14 protein-coding genes and 2 tRNA genes are annotated in these 13,304 nt (G+C 67.7%); 9 read left to right on the forward strand and 7 right to left on the reverse strand.

The genetic code is table 11. The features are described 5' to 3' along the window. Positions 1 to 786 (forward strand): methyl-accepting chemotaxis protein (locus tag DBR10_RS19520; protein WP_233243129.1); only part of this gene is annotated, 786 nt, incomplete at its 5' end. 70 nt (positions 787 to 856) lie between these two features. Here the strand turns inward: DBR10_RS19520 and DBR10_RS00355 are convergent. Together DBR10_RS00355 and DBR10_RS00360 are read right to left on the reverse strand one after the other, a co-directional pair. After that, a complete protein-coding gene (locus DBR10_RS00355) occupies positions 857 to 2,083 on the reverse strand; it encodes an aminotransferase-like domain-containing protein (protein ID WP_108504739.1) in 1,227 nt (408 codons plus the stop codon). A gap of 389 nt (positions 2,084 to 2,472) precedes the next feature. After that, positions 2,473 to 2,548: transfer RNA gene (locus tag DBR10_RS00360), tRNA-Ala, on the reverse strand. A 113-nt stretch (positions 2,549 to 2,661) separates the two neighbouring features. On the opposite strand from DBR10_RS00360, the gene DBR10_RS00365 reads away from it, so the two are divergent. The 3 genes from DBR10_RS00365 to DBR10_RS00375 all read left to right on the forward strand — a co-directional run bounded on the left by DBR10_RS00365 (position 2,662) and on the right by DBR10_RS00375 (position 5,201). Next, entirely contained in the window at positions 2,662 to 2,976 is a 315-nt protein-coding gene (locus tag DBR10_RS00365; protein WP_108504733.1) for a YggT family protein, read from the forward strand. 3 nt (positions 2,977 to 2,979) lie between these two features. Next, positions 2,980 to 3,258 (forward strand): DUF167 family protein, encoded by a 279-nt coding sequence (locus DBR10_RS00370; RefSeq protein WP_108489784.1) that lies wholly within the window; start codon positions 2,980 to 2,982, stop codon positions 3,256 to 3,258. 203 nt (positions 3,259 to 3,461) lie between these two features. Beyond that, positions 3,462 to 5,201: an ATP-binding protein gene (locus DBR10_RS00375; RefSeq protein ID WP_108504734.1), complete on the forward strand. Its 1,740-nt coding sequence runs from the start codon at positions 3,462 to 3,464 to the stop codon at positions 5,199 to 5,201. A gap of 14 nt (positions 5,202 to 5,215) precedes the next feature. On the opposite strand, the gene DBR10_RS00380 is transcribed toward DBR10_RS00375, so the two are convergent. From DBR10_RS00380 to DBR10_RS00390, 3 genes are all read right to left on the reverse strand, one after another. Beyond that, on the reverse strand, positions 5,216 to 6,415 hold the full coding sequence (locus DBR10_RS00380; protein ID WP_255579970.1) for an FAD-dependent oxidoreductase: 1,200 nt from the start codon (positions 6,413 to 6,415) through the stop codon (positions 5,216 to 5,218). Between the two features lie 5 nt (positions 6,416 to 6,420). After that, the gene (cysK, locus tag DBR10_RS00385; RefSeq protein ID WP_108504736.1) at positions 6,421 to 7,407 is read right to left on the reverse strand and encodes a cysteine synthase A; all 987 of its coding nucleotides are present in this window, start codon (positions 7,405 to 7,407) and stop codon (positions 6,421 to 6,423) included. A 69-nt stretch (positions 7,408 to 7,476) separates the two neighbouring features. Further along, the gene (locus DBR10_RS00390) at positions 7,477 to 8,601 is read right to left on the reverse strand and encodes a DNA cytosine methyltransferase (protein ID WP_108504737.1); all 1,125 of its coding nucleotides are present in this window, start codon (positions 8,599 to 8,601) and stop codon (positions 7,477 to 7,479) included. 46 nt (positions 8,602 to 8,647) lie between these two features. Between DBR10_RS00390 and DBR10_RS00395 the strand changes: the two genes are divergently transcribed. After that, entirely contained in the window at positions 8,648 to 9,088 is a 441-nt protein-coding gene (locus tag DBR10_RS00395) for a COG3650 family protein (protein WP_108504738.1), read from the forward strand. A 2-nt stretch (positions 9,089 to 9,090) separates the two neighbouring features. Here the strand turns inward: DBR10_RS00395 and DBR10_RS00400 are convergent, their stop codons facing one another. Next, positions 9,091 to 9,519, reverse strand: a complete 429-nt coding sequence (locus DBR10_RS00400; RefSeq protein WP_108556072.1) for an acyl-CoA thioesterase — start codon at positions 9,517 to 9,519, stop codon at positions 9,091 to 9,093. A 3-nt stretch (positions 9,520 to 9,522) separates the two neighbouring features. Beyond that, entirely contained in the window at positions 9,523 to 9,819 is a 297-nt protein-coding gene (locus DBR10_RS00405; protein ID WP_369831676.1) for a zinc-finger domain-containing protein, read from the reverse strand. Positions 9,820 to 9,962: 143 nt separating this feature from the next. Between DBR10_RS00405 and DBR10_RS00410 the strand changes: the two genes are divergently transcribed. The 4 genes from DBR10_RS00410 to DBR10_RS00425 all read left to right on the forward strand — a co-directional run bounded on the left by DBR10_RS00410 (position 9,963) and on the right by DBR10_RS00425 (position 13,254). Further along, the gene (locus tag DBR10_RS00410) at positions 9,963 to 10,925 is read left to right on the forward strand and encodes an ABC transporter ATP-binding protein (protein ID WP_108504618.1); all 963 of its coding nucleotides are present in this window, start codon (positions 9,963 to 9,965) and stop codon (positions 10,923 to 10,925) included. A gap of 106 nt (positions 10,926 to 11,031) precedes the next feature. Next, complete coding sequence (locus DBR10_RS00415; protein ID WP_108504619.1) at positions 11,032 to 12,369, forward strand: NCS2 family permease; 1,338 nt, start codon at positions 11,032 to 11,034, stop codon at positions 12,367 to 12,369. A 70-nt stretch (positions 12,370 to 12,439) separates the two neighbouring features. Continuing rightward, a tRNA-Arg gene (locus DBR10_RS00420) sits at positions 12,440 to 12,516 on the forward strand. Between the two features lie 81 nt (positions 12,517 to 12,597). Further along, entirely contained in the window at positions 12,598 to 13,254 is a 657-nt protein-coding gene (locus tag DBR10_RS00425; protein WP_233243131.1) for a TetR/AcrR family transcriptional regulator, read from the forward strand. The last annotated feature ends 50 nt before the right edge of the window (positions 13,255 to 13,304 follow it).

Raw genomic sequence — 13,304 nt, forward strand, 5'->3', positions numbered from 1 at the left:
GCCAGCCTGGAACAGACGGCGGCCGCACTGGACGAAATCACGGCCACCGTCCGCAAGACGGCCTCGGGGGCCAAGGAAGCCTCCAGCGTCGTGGCGGCGGCCCGCGGGGATGCCCAACGCTCCGGTGACATTGTCAGTCAGGCCGTCTCGGCGATGACCGAAATCGAGGGGTCGTCGCAGCAGGTCAGCCAGATCATCGGTGTCATCGACGAGATTGCCTTCCAGACCAACCTGCTGGCCCTGAACGCCGGGGTTGAAGCGGCCCGGGCCGGTGAGGCCGGTCGTGGTTTCGCCGTCGTCGCCCAGGAAGTGCGGGCCCTGGCCCAGCGCTCGGCCGATGCCGCCAAGGAGATCAAGATCCTGATTTCGACCTCAACCCAGCAGGTCGGGGCCGGCGTGAATCTGGTGGGGCAGACGGGCGAGGCGCTCAGCCGCATCGTGGCGCAGGTCGCCTCGATCGACGCTCTGGTCAACGAGATTGCCGCCTCGGCCAACGAGCAGTCCACGGGCCTGCACGAGGTCAATGTCGCTGTGAACCAGATGGATCAGGTGGTTCAGCAGAACGCCGCCATGGTGGAGCAGGCGACGGCGGCCACCCACTCGCTCAAGGGCGAGGCCGGCGAACTGGCCAATCTGGTTGGGCGCTTCAAGGTGGCTGAGGGCTCTGCATCCCACGCCCCTGCGGCGATATCGGCACCGGCGCAGCGGCCAAGGCCTGTCACCGCCGTGCGTCCGGGCCGCAGCTCGGCAGCGGTCGCCGTCAAGGAAGACTGGGAAGAGTTCTGATCCGCAGCGACCAGGCGCGCCAAGACGACATCAAGAGGCTCTCCGGGTGACCGGGGAGCCTCTCTTCGTTTCAGGCCATGCGCGCGATCAGTCGCGCCAGTCGTGCCACGCCATCTTCGATCTGTCCGTCTTCCGGCAGGGAATAGCTGAGACGGATCGCATTGGTCACCGGAACCTCGGCGAAGAAGGGCTCGCCGGGGACGAAGGCGACCCGCTCCTCGGCCAGCGCCCGTTCCAGCAGGGTCTTGCCGTCCATACCTTCCGGCAGCTGGACCCAGACGAACATGCCGCCTTCAGGGACCGTCCAGCGGACACCGGCGGGCATGTGCCGTTCCAGGGCCGACAGCAGGGTCTGGGCCCGGGCGGCATAGGTGTTTCGCAGCAGGCCCAGGTGCTGCTCGTAGCCTTCGGACACCGCGCGATGGGCGACCATCTGGTTGACGGTCGAGACGTGCAGGTCAGCGCCCTGCTTGAGCAGGACCAGTTTTTCGATCACGGCCTTCGGACCGCAGACCCAGCCGATCCGCAGGGCCGGGGTCAGGGTCTTGGACAGGGTGCCGCAAAACAGCGTCCGGGCCGCCTCGATCGACCCTGACCGGGCGATATCCAGCGCCAGCAGGGTGGGCAGGGCCTGGTCGGTAAAGCGCAGCTCGCGATAGGCCCCGTCCTCGATCAGGGTCATGTCGAGCGTCCCGGCCATGTCGAGCAGGGCCTCACGTTCGACCAGGCTCAAGCTCTTGCCGGTGGGGTTGGCGAAGTCGGGGACGAAATAGCCCAGCGGCCGGGCGGTGCGGCCGTCCATCAGGACATCCAGGTCGACGCCTTCGCTCAGGGCGGTCTCCGGCAGGTCCAGATAGGTCGGCTCATAGCCGTTGAAGGCCTGCAGCGCGCCCAGATAGGTGGGGCGGGCGACCATCACGGTGTCGCCCCGGCTGATGAACAGCTTGCCCAGAAGGTCGAGCGCCTGTTGCGAGCCGGCGGTCAGCATGATGTTCTGGGCATCGCAGGGCACGCCGTCTCGGCTCATGCGCTCGGCGATCCACTGGCGCAGAGGCAGATAGCCCTCACTGACCGAGTACTGCAGGGCCTGGGCCGCCAGCACCGGGTCGGACAGGATGGCGTCGTAGCTCGCCTGGATCTGCGGCGTCGGAAACAGCGCGGGATTGGGAATGCCGCCAGCGAAGGACAGGATGTCCGGCTGGTCGAGCAGCTTTAGAAGTTCGCGGATCTCGCTGGCGCGCACACGGCCCATGCGCTCGCTGAAGCGCTGCGCCCAATCCGTTCTGGTCGTGGTCATGAGAAAAAAGTCCGGGGGTTCGCCGACGGGCCTGCCGTCCAAAAAGCCGCCGCAGCGGCGCTCGTCCTGATCAGGTCAGGGGCGTCATACGAAACAGGTTGGGCCCAGGGTGCGCCGACGCCAGTAGCGCCGCTGCCTGCTTGCGATCTTGCTCATGGTGTAGTCGTAGCGGCATCGTTTCCCGAAGGAAACCGGCGGGTCACACGACGGCTGCGATTTTACCGGTACCGTCTCAACAGGAGCCGGGCGCTTCGGAGGGGCCTTTGCCCAGGCGGGTGCGTCATAATGACGCGAGGGGTGATTTTTGGGGCACAATCGTGCGCTCAAGGTGCGCCGCGGAAAACGGCAACCTCAAGGAGGAGTGCAAACCGTGAAAAAGGGAAGGTCCTTGGTGGAGCCGAGGGGAATCGAACCCCTGACCTCCTCATTGCGAACGAGGCGCTCTACCATCTGAGCTACGGCCCCAAGGAAGCGCGGGAATAAGGCGGGGGGCGGCGCGCGTCAAGCGGGGGAATGGACCTTTGCTTGCCAGCGACCTCAAGGCGCGGCAAGAAGCGAGGGAATCGGACGGGAAACCCATGGCCGCTATCATTCAATTCGTCTTCTTTATCGCCTCGTCGCTTTTGAGCCTGCTGTGGTGGGCCATTATCATCTCGGCGGTCCTGAGCTGGTTGGTCGCTTTCGACGTCATCAACCTGCGCAATCCCGCAGCCTATCAGGTGGTGTCGTTCCTCGACCGGGTGACCGGACCGGTCCTGCGACCCTTCCAGAAGATCATTCCCCCGCTCGGCGGCGTCGACATCAGTGCGATCCTCGTCCTGCTGATCATCACCGGCGTGCAGAGCTACATCCTGCCGGCCCTGAAGTTCACCCTGCTGAACCTGCTCGGCTAGTTCATGCAACTCGCCGTCCGCCTGACCCCGCGTGGCGGGCGTGACAGTGCGGACGGCTGGGCGCGCGACGCGGACGGCCGTCCCTATCTGAAAGTCCGTGTCTCCAGCCCGCCGGTCGAGGGCGAGGCCAATGCGGCCCTGATCGCCTTTCTGGCCAAGGCCCTGGGTGTGCCCCGGTCTTCAATCCGGCTGGCGGCAGGGGCGTCCGCGCGGCTGAAGCGGCTCGACATCGAGGGCGTCGAGGACGCTGACCTCGTCCGGGTCTTTGGGCCGCAGATCTGAGAAATTGCGCCGGTTCGGGGTATTTTTAACCTCTTGATGCCTTCTCCCCGGGTTGCGCGGTTAAGAATTTGCCGATCATCTGGTGGATTTCTCAAACGGCTACCCATTGACGATCCACCTGACTTGACCATCATTCGACCACCTTCGGCGGCTTGCCTGTCCGACTAGGATCATTGCGCAGGCCAGCCGGGAGACGGGTGCCGATGGGGACGGGGGGGACGCAGGAGGCTTACGCGCGCGCCGTCGCTTCGCGTCGCGAGCAGACCTGGTTGCGGCTGGCAGCGGCGGCGCTGATCGCACTCATTCTGCAGGCCTTCATCCACATTGACTGGGTCTGGGGCTGGGCCGCTCTCTATGCCGTGGCCCTGGGTATCGAGGTCTGGATTTCGTATCCGGTTCTGAACAACCCCGGCATCACACCCTCGCGCCCGCGCGTGATTGCCATGGCCGTTTCGCCGTTCATCACATCTGTGATCTTCGGAGCCCTGGCCCTGCCGCTGTTTGCATCCCAGCAGCGCTTCGCCCCCACCCTGGGCGGCATGCTTCTGGCCGGTGCCCTGTTGAATGTCGTTGTCGTCAACGGCACCCAGCGTTCGGCGACAATCTCGGCGGCTGCACCGCACGTGATCTATCTGATGATCGTGCCTTTTGTCGGCAAGGCGGCCAATCCGGGCTCGCCCCTGGCCAACGCCCTCTGGTTCGGTTCCCTGCTGCTGGTCGCCTCCGTCGCCGTCGCCAGCCGGACCCTCGCGGCCGCCCTCAAGGCCGAGGCCGATGCCAAACAGGAAGCCGAACTGCGTCGCATCGAGGCCGAGGAGGCGGTCGCCGCCAAATCCGCCTTCGTGGCCATGATCAGCCATGAACTGCGGACCCCGATCAGTGCGATCCTCGCCGGTGCGGCCCGGCTGCACAGCGAGGTGCCCGACGCCGGGTCGAAGGTCCACGCCCAGCTGATCAGCGATGCCGGCGGCCTGATGCGTACCCTGCTCAACGATCTGCTCGACTTTTCCCGTCTCGATGCCGGGCGGATGGTCGTGGAGAAGGTCCCCTTCAACCTGCGCCAGACCCTGGCCGATACCCTGCGTCTCTGGCGCCCGGAGGCGGCGCGCAAGGGACTGCGCCTGCGCCTCGAAGGCGCGCCCAGCCTGCCGCGCTGGGTCACCGGCGATGCCATGCGCCTGCGCCAGGTGCTCAACAACCTGCTGTCCAATGCCGTAAAGTTCACGGCCCAGGGCTCGATCACCGTTCGGCTCTCCTGCGAGCGCAACGGTACGGCCTATCGGCTCAGCCTCGCGGTCGTGGATACGGGCCCTGGCATTTCAGCGACGATGCTGACCCGACTGTTCACGCCGTTTGAGCAGCTCGATGCCTCGATCGTTCGTCAGCACGGTGGCTCGGGGCTGGGCCTGGCGATCAGCCGCCAGTTCGCGCAACTGATGGGCGGCGATCTGACGGCGACCAGCGTCGACGGCCAGGGCGCGATCTTCACGCTCTCCCTGATGCTCGAGGCGTCCGAGCCGCCCGAGACTTCCGAAACGGCCTGCTCACTGACCGGGGCCCGGGTCCTTGTGGTGGATGATCACGTCGTCAATCGGCGGGCCATCGAACTGGTGCTGCAGCCCTTCGGGATCGAGGCCACCCTCGCCGAATCCGGTGAACAGGCCCTGGCTTTGCTGGGGACCGAGGTCTTCGATGCCGTCCTGATGGACCTCTACATGCCCGGGATGGACGGGCGCGACGCTACCCGCGCCCTGCGGTCCGGCAGCAGTCCCAATCGCGATACGCCAGTCATTGCCGTCACCGCGTCCTCGACCCCGAAGGACTGGGAGGCCTGCCGGGCTGCGGGCATGAACGGCCATGTCGCCAAGCCGGTCGACCCGATCGAGCTACACGCCGCCCTCTGCGACATCCTGCCCGAAGTCGGCCGTTCGGCCGCGGCCTGAACCGGGAGCGCCCCTCAGGGGCGCGTCGCCGGGGGAAACCGGCCGAGCCGAAGCGTGCCCGTGAGCAGAAGAACCCCCAACTGCTTCAGGCCGGGCCAGCGCGACATGGGCGTAAAGAAGAGGTCTCGCAGGGTCGGCCAGACCTCGCCCCGGGCCTGGAAGAGCGGGGTCAGGGCCTTGGAGACGGTCTGGTAGAGGGCGGTGTGGCGACGTCGCGAGGCCTGCCAGCCCGAGACCGCTATGGCGACAGGGCGGCGATGTCCGTCCAGATGCGCCGCCAGTTCAACGGCATCGACCAGGGCGAGGTTGGCCCCCTGTCCAAGTTGCGGACTTGTGCCGTGCGCGGCGTCGCCGATCAGCGTGCAGGCCGCGCGGTTCCACCGCCCGACCGAGACATCGCGATAGATGGCCCGCGAAAACCCCTGCCAGCCGGACTGCCCCTCGAGCAGTCGCGCGGCTTCCGGCCAGAGGGCCCGCAGCCGCTCTGTCCGCCAGTGGTCGAAACTGCCGGCCAGGAAGCTGTCGAAGTCGGCGACGGGCAGGGACCAGAACATCGAGACCTGTTGAGGCCCGCCCTCCGGTCCGCGCCCGACCGGCAGGACTCCAGCCATGACTTCAGCGCGGTGATAGACTTGGCGCAGGGCCCCGCTGAACTGGCCTTCCGGATCCGTGGCGTTCACCCAGATGGCCCCCCACGGATAGACCGGAGCCCTGGCCCGCGGGCGCACCTGCCGGCGAAGGGCCGAGGCCGATCCGTCGCCTATGATGGCGAGGTCAAAGGGGCCGAAGGTGCGTCCGTCCTCGGCCCGCAGCACCGGGTTGGCGAAGGTCTCAATGGACTGGATCCGCGCTCCGGTGACCAGGGTCACGCCGGCCGGCGCGAGCTGCTCATGCAGGGTATCGAACAGGACCGCGCGGTGGATTCCCACGCCATGCGCGCCGGGCCGCCAGTCCGCGTAATCGAGGTCCATGACCTGCCGACCGCGCGTATCGCGGCCCTGCAGGCGGTCGACCCGCGCGCCGGCGGTGAGGATGGCCTCGTCCAGACCCAGAGCCCGCAGGGCGGCGAGGCCGGTCGGCTGCAGCAGCAGGCCCGACCCGACCGGTCTGGGTTCGGCAAAGGCCTCCAGCAGGGTCACGTCGTGACCACGGCGGGCGAGGGCGAGAGCGGCGGCCATGCCGCCGACTCCGCATCCGACGACGCCGACCCGCAAGGGCTTCAGAGCCCTTCGAACAGGGCCGTCGACAGATAGCGCTCTGCGAAGCTGGGGATGATGGCCACGATCAGCTTGCCCGCATACTCGTCGCGCAGGGCCAGATCGAAGGCCGCCGTCAGGGCCGCGCCCGAGCTGATCCCGACCGGGAGGCCCTCGGTTGAGGCCGACCGGCGGGCCATGGCGAAGGCGTCGTCATTGCTGACCTGGACGATCTCGTCGATCACGCCCCGGTCGAGGATCCCGGGCACAAAGCCGGCCCCGATACCCTGGATCTTGTGAGGACCCGGCGCGCCGCCCGACAGGACCGGCGAGGCTTCGGGTTCGACCGCGACCATCTTCAGGCCGGGCTTGCGGGCCTTCAGGGCCTGGCCGACACCGGAAATCGTGCCGCCGGTGCCGACGCCGGCGACGACGGCGTCAACGCTGCCGGCCGTGTCGTTCCAGATCTCCTCAGCCGTCGAGACGCGGTGGATCAGCGGATTGGCGGCGTTCTCGAACTGCTGCGGCATGACCGCGCCCGGCGTCGCCTCGATGATTTCCTGGGCCCGGGCCACCGCGCCGCGCATGCCCTTCTCGGCCGGCGTCAGCTCCAGCTTGGCCCCGAGCAGCAGCAGCATCTTGCGGCGCTCGATCGACATGCTCTCCGGCATGACCAGAATCAGCTTGTAGCCCTTGGCAGCGGCGACGAAGGCCAGGGCGATGCCCGTATTGCCGCTGGTCGGCTCGACGATCGTGGCCCCCGGCCTGATCACGCCCTGGGCTTCCAGGGATTCGATCAGCGAGACGCCGATGCGGTCCTTCACCGAAGCCAGCGGGTTGAAGAATTCGAGCTTGGCCACGACCTCGCCCTTGGGCTTGATCTCGGCCGACAGGCGCGGGAGCCGGATCAGCGGGGTGTCGCCGATGGTGTCCAGGATCGAGTCATAGATCTTGCCGCGGCCGGACCGCTTGTAACGGGCCGCATCATAGGGAGCAGTGGCGTCGGCCATGGGATGATCTCGCTGCTGAAACGTCAGATTGCCCGGACCTTAGGCCGGGAGGTCTGGCCTGTCAGCGGGTCATTCCGCCGCCAGGCTTGCAGATTTGCTATCAACCAGGGGTTCCAGCAGGTGGACTGCCAGCCATCGCACCACCGGGGGCGCGACCCCGTCGCCGATCACATGCAGCCCCGCGGTCTGGCTGCCGGGCAGGCGATAGTTGTCGGGCAGGCCCATCAGCCGGGCACCCTCCCGTGTCGAGATCAGTCGCGACCGGACATCGCCCCGATCGATGACCAGCAGGGTCTGGCGGGACGAGCCGCCGCGCGGGGTCCGCAGGCAGCCGGCCAGGCCGTCAAACCGGACCTCGGCCCGCTGAACGCCGCCGCGCATGCGCTTGAAAACGGCCCCGACGGCCCGTTCGCCCGACTGCCGCCGGGCCTCGACGGCGGCGCGATGGGCCGGGGCCATCAGGTCCAGCAGGGCGAGCGTTCGCTGTGGCGGGTTCCAGTTGCAGGTTCCGTCCGGCTCCAGTAGCGCGGCCAGATCGGTGTTACGGGCCGGAGGCGCGGCGAGGCACCACCAGACCCACCCGGCCTGCAAGACCTGGGGCAGCCGGTCATGGGCGGCCCTGACGGCCCGCGTCTGGAAAGGGCTGGTGCCGCTGAACCCCGCCACAGGCCGCCGCGTGGCGATCACGAAGACCCGGGGGCGCGACTGGGGGACGAAGTGGGTGGCATCGATCTCGAGCGCCCCGAACCGGTAGCCGGCATCCGCCAGGGCCTGGCACAGGGCGGCAAAGTCCCGGCCTTCGTGCGAGGTCAGCAGGCCGACCACATTCTCGATCACCAGGGTGTCCGGGGCGCGGCCTTCGGCCGACAGGGCCTGGACCAGGCGCCAGAAGCCGAAAAAGGCCGAGGACCGTCCACCCTGGAGCCCGGCCCTGGCCCCGGCCAGGCTGAAGTCCTGGCAGGGGCTGGAGGCCCAGGCGAGGTCGGCGGTCGGCAACTGTTCCGGCGCGAGGGCCCAGACGTCACCCTGATGAAAGTGTTCGACCGCATCCGCAAAATTGGCGTGGTAGGCGGCGGCTTTCAGCGGGTCAAAATCATTGGCGAAGGGGCAGGTCCAGCCCTCACCGAGGCCAAGGCGGGCCATTCCGCCGCCGGCGAAGAATTCCAGGACGGTGCGGGTGGCTTTGCGAGTCATGCTGGTCGAGTCTAGCCTCATGGGCACATCCCGGGATAGCCGCTCCATGGTTCGCACTGCCGCCCTGACTGTTCTCCTTGCGCTGCTGGCCGCCTGCGGCCCCGGGCCGATGGGGGCCTCCGAGGAGGCCCCGCCCCCCGCAGATGCCCCCGATGCCCTGGCCGAGACCTATGCGGGGGATTTCGATGTCGTCGGGACCGAGCCGTTCTGGTCGGTGAAGATCCGCGCCTCAGGCCTGGTCTTGACCCGCCCTGACCAGCCCGAGCGCCGGCAGTCCAATCCGGGTGTGCGGCTGGATGGTGTTCAGGGGATCTGGGACTCGAGCGCCGGAGAGGCCCGTCTGGTGGTCCGCCTGACCCCCGGGGCCTGTGGCGACGGCATGTCTGACCGGGTCTATCGCTATTTTGCCGAGGTCTGGATCGACGGCGAAACCCGCAGGGGCTGCGCCGACCGGCCCGATGCGCTGCAGTCTCAACCCCGTCCCTGATCTCAGGGCAGGGGGCGTGACTTGCGATCGTCGTCTATGGCGACGAAGGTAAAGACGCCCTCGGTGACCTTGCTGGCCTGCTCGCCGTCGCGCCGCCGGCGCCATGCCTCGACCTGAACCTTCAGGGATGTCCGGCCGGTATGGACGACGCGGGCAAAAAGGCTGACCTCGTCACCGACAAAGACCGGGCTGATGAAGGTCATGCCGTCGATAGCCACGGTCGCGCAGCGTCCGGCCGCGCGATGGAAGGCGATCGAGGCCGCCGCCAGGTCCATCTGCGACAGCAGCCAGCCGCCGAAAATGTCGCCTTCGGGATTGGTATCCGAAGGCATGGCTATGGCGCGCAGAACCGGGGCCTCATGGGGCCATTCGGCTGCGGCCCAGGCCTCGGCCAGGCTGGCGGCGCGGGTCGAGCCCGTCGCGTCGGTCATGACCTAGTGGCCGCCGGAGCCTTCATAGACGCCGGGTGCGAGATGCTCGTCTTCGTCATGGCCCGCCGCGGTCGCGGCGACGAAGCGGCGGTCGCAATAGGGGCAGTCGACGAAGCCGGCCGCGCCCAGTTCCAGCCAGACGCGGGGATGGCCCAGCGCGCCGCCGACGCCGTCGCAGGCGATCCGGTGCGAGCGGACCATGATCGTCTCCGGGGCCGGACCCGCAGCGGCGGCGGCGGTCGCGGTGACGTCCATGGCGGTGGGTGCCGTGGCAGTCGTGGTCTTGGCCTTGCGCGCCATGTGCGAAAAATCCCTGAAGTCTGGACGCGGCCTTGGCGTGGCGGCGATGCAGGCATACCTATGCGACCTGTCGCGCCGGCGTCAATTCAAGCTGCGTGCGTTCCCTGCCGTATCGTCCCGTTCGGGACCTGTCTGGACGTTCCATGGACCTGCCCGCCTACGCCATCGAAGCTGAAGGCCTGTTCAAGACCTACGCCGCGACCAAGACCTCGCCGGAGAAGCGCGCCCTGAACGGGATCGATCTCAAGGTGCCCCGGGGCTCGATCTTCGGCCTGCTGGGGCCCAACGGGGCGGGCAAGTCGACCTTCATCAACATCCTGGCCGGGCTGACCCGCAAGACCAGCGGTACGGTGAGGATCTGGGGGCGCGACATTGACCAGCGTCCGCGCGATGCCCGGGCGGCCATCGGCGTGGTGCCGCAGGAACTGGCCACTGACGTCTTCTTCACGCCGCGCGAATCGCTGGACGTCCAGGCCGGCATGTACGGCGTGCCGAGGGGCGAGCGCCGCACCGACGAGCTGCTGAATGCGCTGGGCCTGTCCGACAAGGCCAATGCCTATGTCCGTCAGCTGTCCGGCGGCATGAAGCGGCGCCTGATGGTCGCCAAGGCCATGGTCCACCAGCCGCCGGTCCTGATCCTCGACGAGCCTACGGCCGGGGTCGATGTCGAGCTGCGCCGGCAGCTCTGGGAATATGTGAAGGGCCTGCACGCGCAGGGCGTGACCATCGTCCTGACGACCCACTATCTGGAAGAGGCCCAGGAGCTCTGCGACCAGATCGCCATCGTCAACCGCGGCGAGGTGGTGGCCTGCGAGCCGACCGCCAAGCTGCTCGGCCGGATGGACAGCCGCAATGTGGTGGTGACGCCCGAGCGGCCGGTCGAGGTGGCTCCGGTCCTGGCGGGTTTCGAGACCAGGATCCGGCCCGGCGGGGCCTTTGCCGTCTCGTACCGCACCGGCCAGTCCAGCGTGGAGCAGGTGCTGGCCGCCGTGCGCGCGACCGGGCTGAGCATCAAGGACATCGCCACTGAAGATCCCGACCTTGAGGACGTGTTCGTGGCCCTGACCTATGGCGACCCGAACGCCGCTGATCCGACCAAGGACTAGGCGGTTCGAAAGGCGGTTGCCGCAAAGCCCGGGTCCCCGTGGAGCCGGGCCTTGCCTTAACGCCGCCGCAGCGCCCAAACTCGCCACAGTAGGTGGGGGTTTAGGTATGAGTTTCCTGGAAAAGCAGTTCGGGCTGAAGGCCCAGGGCACCAGCCTGCGCACCGAGGCGCTGGCCGGGGTCACGACCTTCCTGACCATGGCCTATATCGTCATCGTCAATCCGACGATCCTGGGCGAAGCAGGTATGCCGGTGGCTGCGGTGGCCGCCGCCACCTGTCTGGCCGCCGGGATCGGCTGCATCCTGATGGGCCTGATCGCCAACTATCCCATCGCCCTCGCCCCGGGCATGGGGCTGAACGCCTACTTCACCTATACGGTCGTGATCGGTATGGGCGTACCGTGGCAGACAGCCCTGGGCTGTGTATTCCTGTCGGGCGTCGCCTTCCTGGTCCTGACCGTTGCGGGCATCCGGCAGCTGATCGTCGGAGCCATTCCCCGCCCCCTGTTCTCGGCCGTGGCGGCCGGCGTCGGGCTGTTCATCGCCTTTATCGGCCTGAAGGAAGCCGGCGTCATCGTCGCCAACCCGGCCACCCTGGTCGGCCTCGGGGACCTGACCAAGCCCACCCCGATGCTGGCCCTGGCCGGTCTGGCGATCATCGGGGCCCTGATGGCCTGGCGGGTGAAGGGCGCGATCCTGATCGGCATCCTGGCCGTTGCCGCCCTGGGCTGGGCCATGGGCCTGTCGAAGATTGCGCCGGGCGGCTACAGCCTGGCCGAGCTCTCGGCCACAGCCTTCCAGCTCGACATCCCGGCCGCCCTGAACCTCGGGGGCGGCAAGGGCGGTGTCGCCATGGCCATGACCCTGGCCGAGATCGTCTTCGTCTTCCTGTTCGTCGACCTGTTCGACAATGTCGGGACCCTGGTCGCCGTCACCAAGAAGGCCGGGCTGGTCGAACCCGACGGCTCGATCCCGCGCCTCAACCGCATCCTGACCGCTGATTCGGTGGCCACCATCGCCGGCTCCCTGGCCGGAACCAGCACCGTGGTCAGCTATATCGAGAGCGCTTCGGGCGTCCAGGCCGGGGGGCGGACCGGCCTGACGGCGGTGATCGTCGGGCTGCTGTTCCTGCTGACCCTGTTCTTCGCGCCGCTGGTTCAGGCGATCCCGGCCGCAGCGACCGCGCCGGCCCTGATCCTGGTCGGGGCCATGATGATCGGAGCGCTTAAGGAGGTCGACTGGGAGGACCCCGGTGTGGCCATTCCGGCCTTCCTGACGGTGATCACCATCCCGCTGACCTTCTCGATCGCCAACGGCCTGGCCTTCGGCATTACCAGCTATGCGGTGCTGAAACTGGTCCGCGGCCAGGCCCGGACCAGCGACTGGCTGCTCTACGTCCTGGCCGTCCTGTTTATCGCCCGGTTCGTTTATATGGGCGGAGAATGAGATCAGGCGCATAAGCGCGTTTGCGCCCGCTGCGGGTTTCGGCTAATAGGCCGTTCCCCGCAAGGTGGAAGCACCCGTAGCTCAGCTGGATAGAGCGTTGCCCTCCGAAGGCAAAGGTCACACGTTCGAATCGTGTCGGGTGCGCCAGCCGGCTTGAAGCCGCAAACTCCCAAACCGATCGCTTCCGTCCGTTCTGCCCGTCGGGCAGCACCAGTCAGGATCAGCAAGGTGTCGAGACCCAGGGGCTCCCGAGACGCAGATCATGAGGCCAAGCGGCGCGACCTGCTGGGCCGCATGGCGACGCGTCTGATGAGCCGCACGGTAGCAAGGCCCAGTCTCAGGGACCTCGCGGCGGCGGCCGAGGTGTCAGTGCCGACCCTGCGGCACTATTTCGGGTCGCGTCAGGCCGTGGTCGATGCCGTCATGGCCGAGTGCCTTCGGCGTGGCCGCGAGGGTCTGGAAGCCCTGCGCCACAGCGACCTGCCATTTGCCGACTCGATACGCCTCTACGCCGACTCGCTGGTTCGGGCCCTGCAGGCTCCCCGGGACGTGGTGCTTGGCGATGTTTTCGCCGTCAGCCTCGCCGAGGGGGTCATGGATCCGGATGTCGGTATCTCGGCGCTCAATCACATCATCGAGCCGACCCTGCAGGTGCTCGAAGCGCGGCTGCAAGTCCATGTCCAACGCGGCGAGATGATCCCGGTCGATGTCCGCGCGGCCGGTCTGATGCTGCTGTCGCCGCTCCTGCTGGCCTCCCTGCACCAGAACCAGCTGCAGGGCAGTCATGTACGGCCCCTGGCGCTCGAGGCCCTGGCGGCTGCGGTCAGCGACGGCTTCGTCAGGGCCTATGGCCGGGGCGGGCCGGGGCCGGTGGCTTCGGCCTGAAAAGTCTCCGCTTTTCTATATTTCACATGAGATATAGAACGTCGCTTCAA

It is taken from the genome of Caulobacter sp. HMWF025, from assembly GCF_003060965.1.
GTDB lineage: Bacteria > Pseudomonadota > Alphaproteobacteria > Caulobacterales > Caulobacteraceae > Caulobacter.

Bases quoted from the DNA above. Each gene is read 5' to 3' on its own strand.
- DBR10_RS00410 (WP_108504618.1), top strand. From the start codon at position 9,963: ATGGACCTGCCCGCCTACGCCATCGAAGCTGAAGGCCTGTTCAAGACC.
- DBR10_RS00370 (WP_108489784.1), top strand. From the start codon at position 2,980: ATGCAACTCGCCGTCCGCCTGACCCCGCGTGGCGGGCGTGACAGTGCG.
- DBR10_RS00405 (WP_369831676.1), bottom strand. From the start codon at position 9,819: ATGGCGCGCAAGGCCAAGACCACGACTGCCACGGCACCCACCGCCATG.
- DBR10_RS00415 (WP_108504619.1), top strand. From the start codon at position 11,032: ATGAGTTTCCTGGAAAAGCAGTTCGGGCTGAAGGCCCAGGGCACCAGC.
- DBR10_RS00400 (WP_108556072.1), bottom strand. From the start codon at position 9,519: ATGACCGACGCGACGGGCTCGACCCGCGCCGCCAGCCTGGCCGAGGCC.
- cysK (WP_108504736.1), bottom strand. From the start codon at position 7,407: ATGGCCGACGCCACTGCTCCCTATGATGCGGCCCGTTACAAGCGGTCC.
- DBR10_RS00390 (WP_108504737.1), bottom strand. From the start codon at position 8,601: ATGACTCGCAAAGCCACCCGCACCGTCCTGGAATTCTTCGCCGGCGGC.
- DBR10_RS00375 (WP_108504734.1), top strand. From the start codon at position 3,462: ATGGGGACGGGGGGGACGCAGGAGGCTTACGCGCGCGCCGTCGCTTCG.
- DBR10_RS00395 (WP_108504738.1), top strand. From the start codon at position 8,648: ATGGTTCGCACTGCCGCCCTGACTGTTCTCCTTGCGCTGCTGGCCGCC.
- DBR10_RS00355 (WP_108504739.1), bottom strand. From the start codon at position 2,083: ATGACCACGACCAGAACGGATTGGGCGCAGCGCTTCAGCGAGCGCATG.
- DBR10_RS00365 (WP_108504733.1), top strand. From the start codon at position 2,662: ATGGCCGCTATCATTCAATTCGTCTTCTTTATCGCCTCGTCGCTTTTG.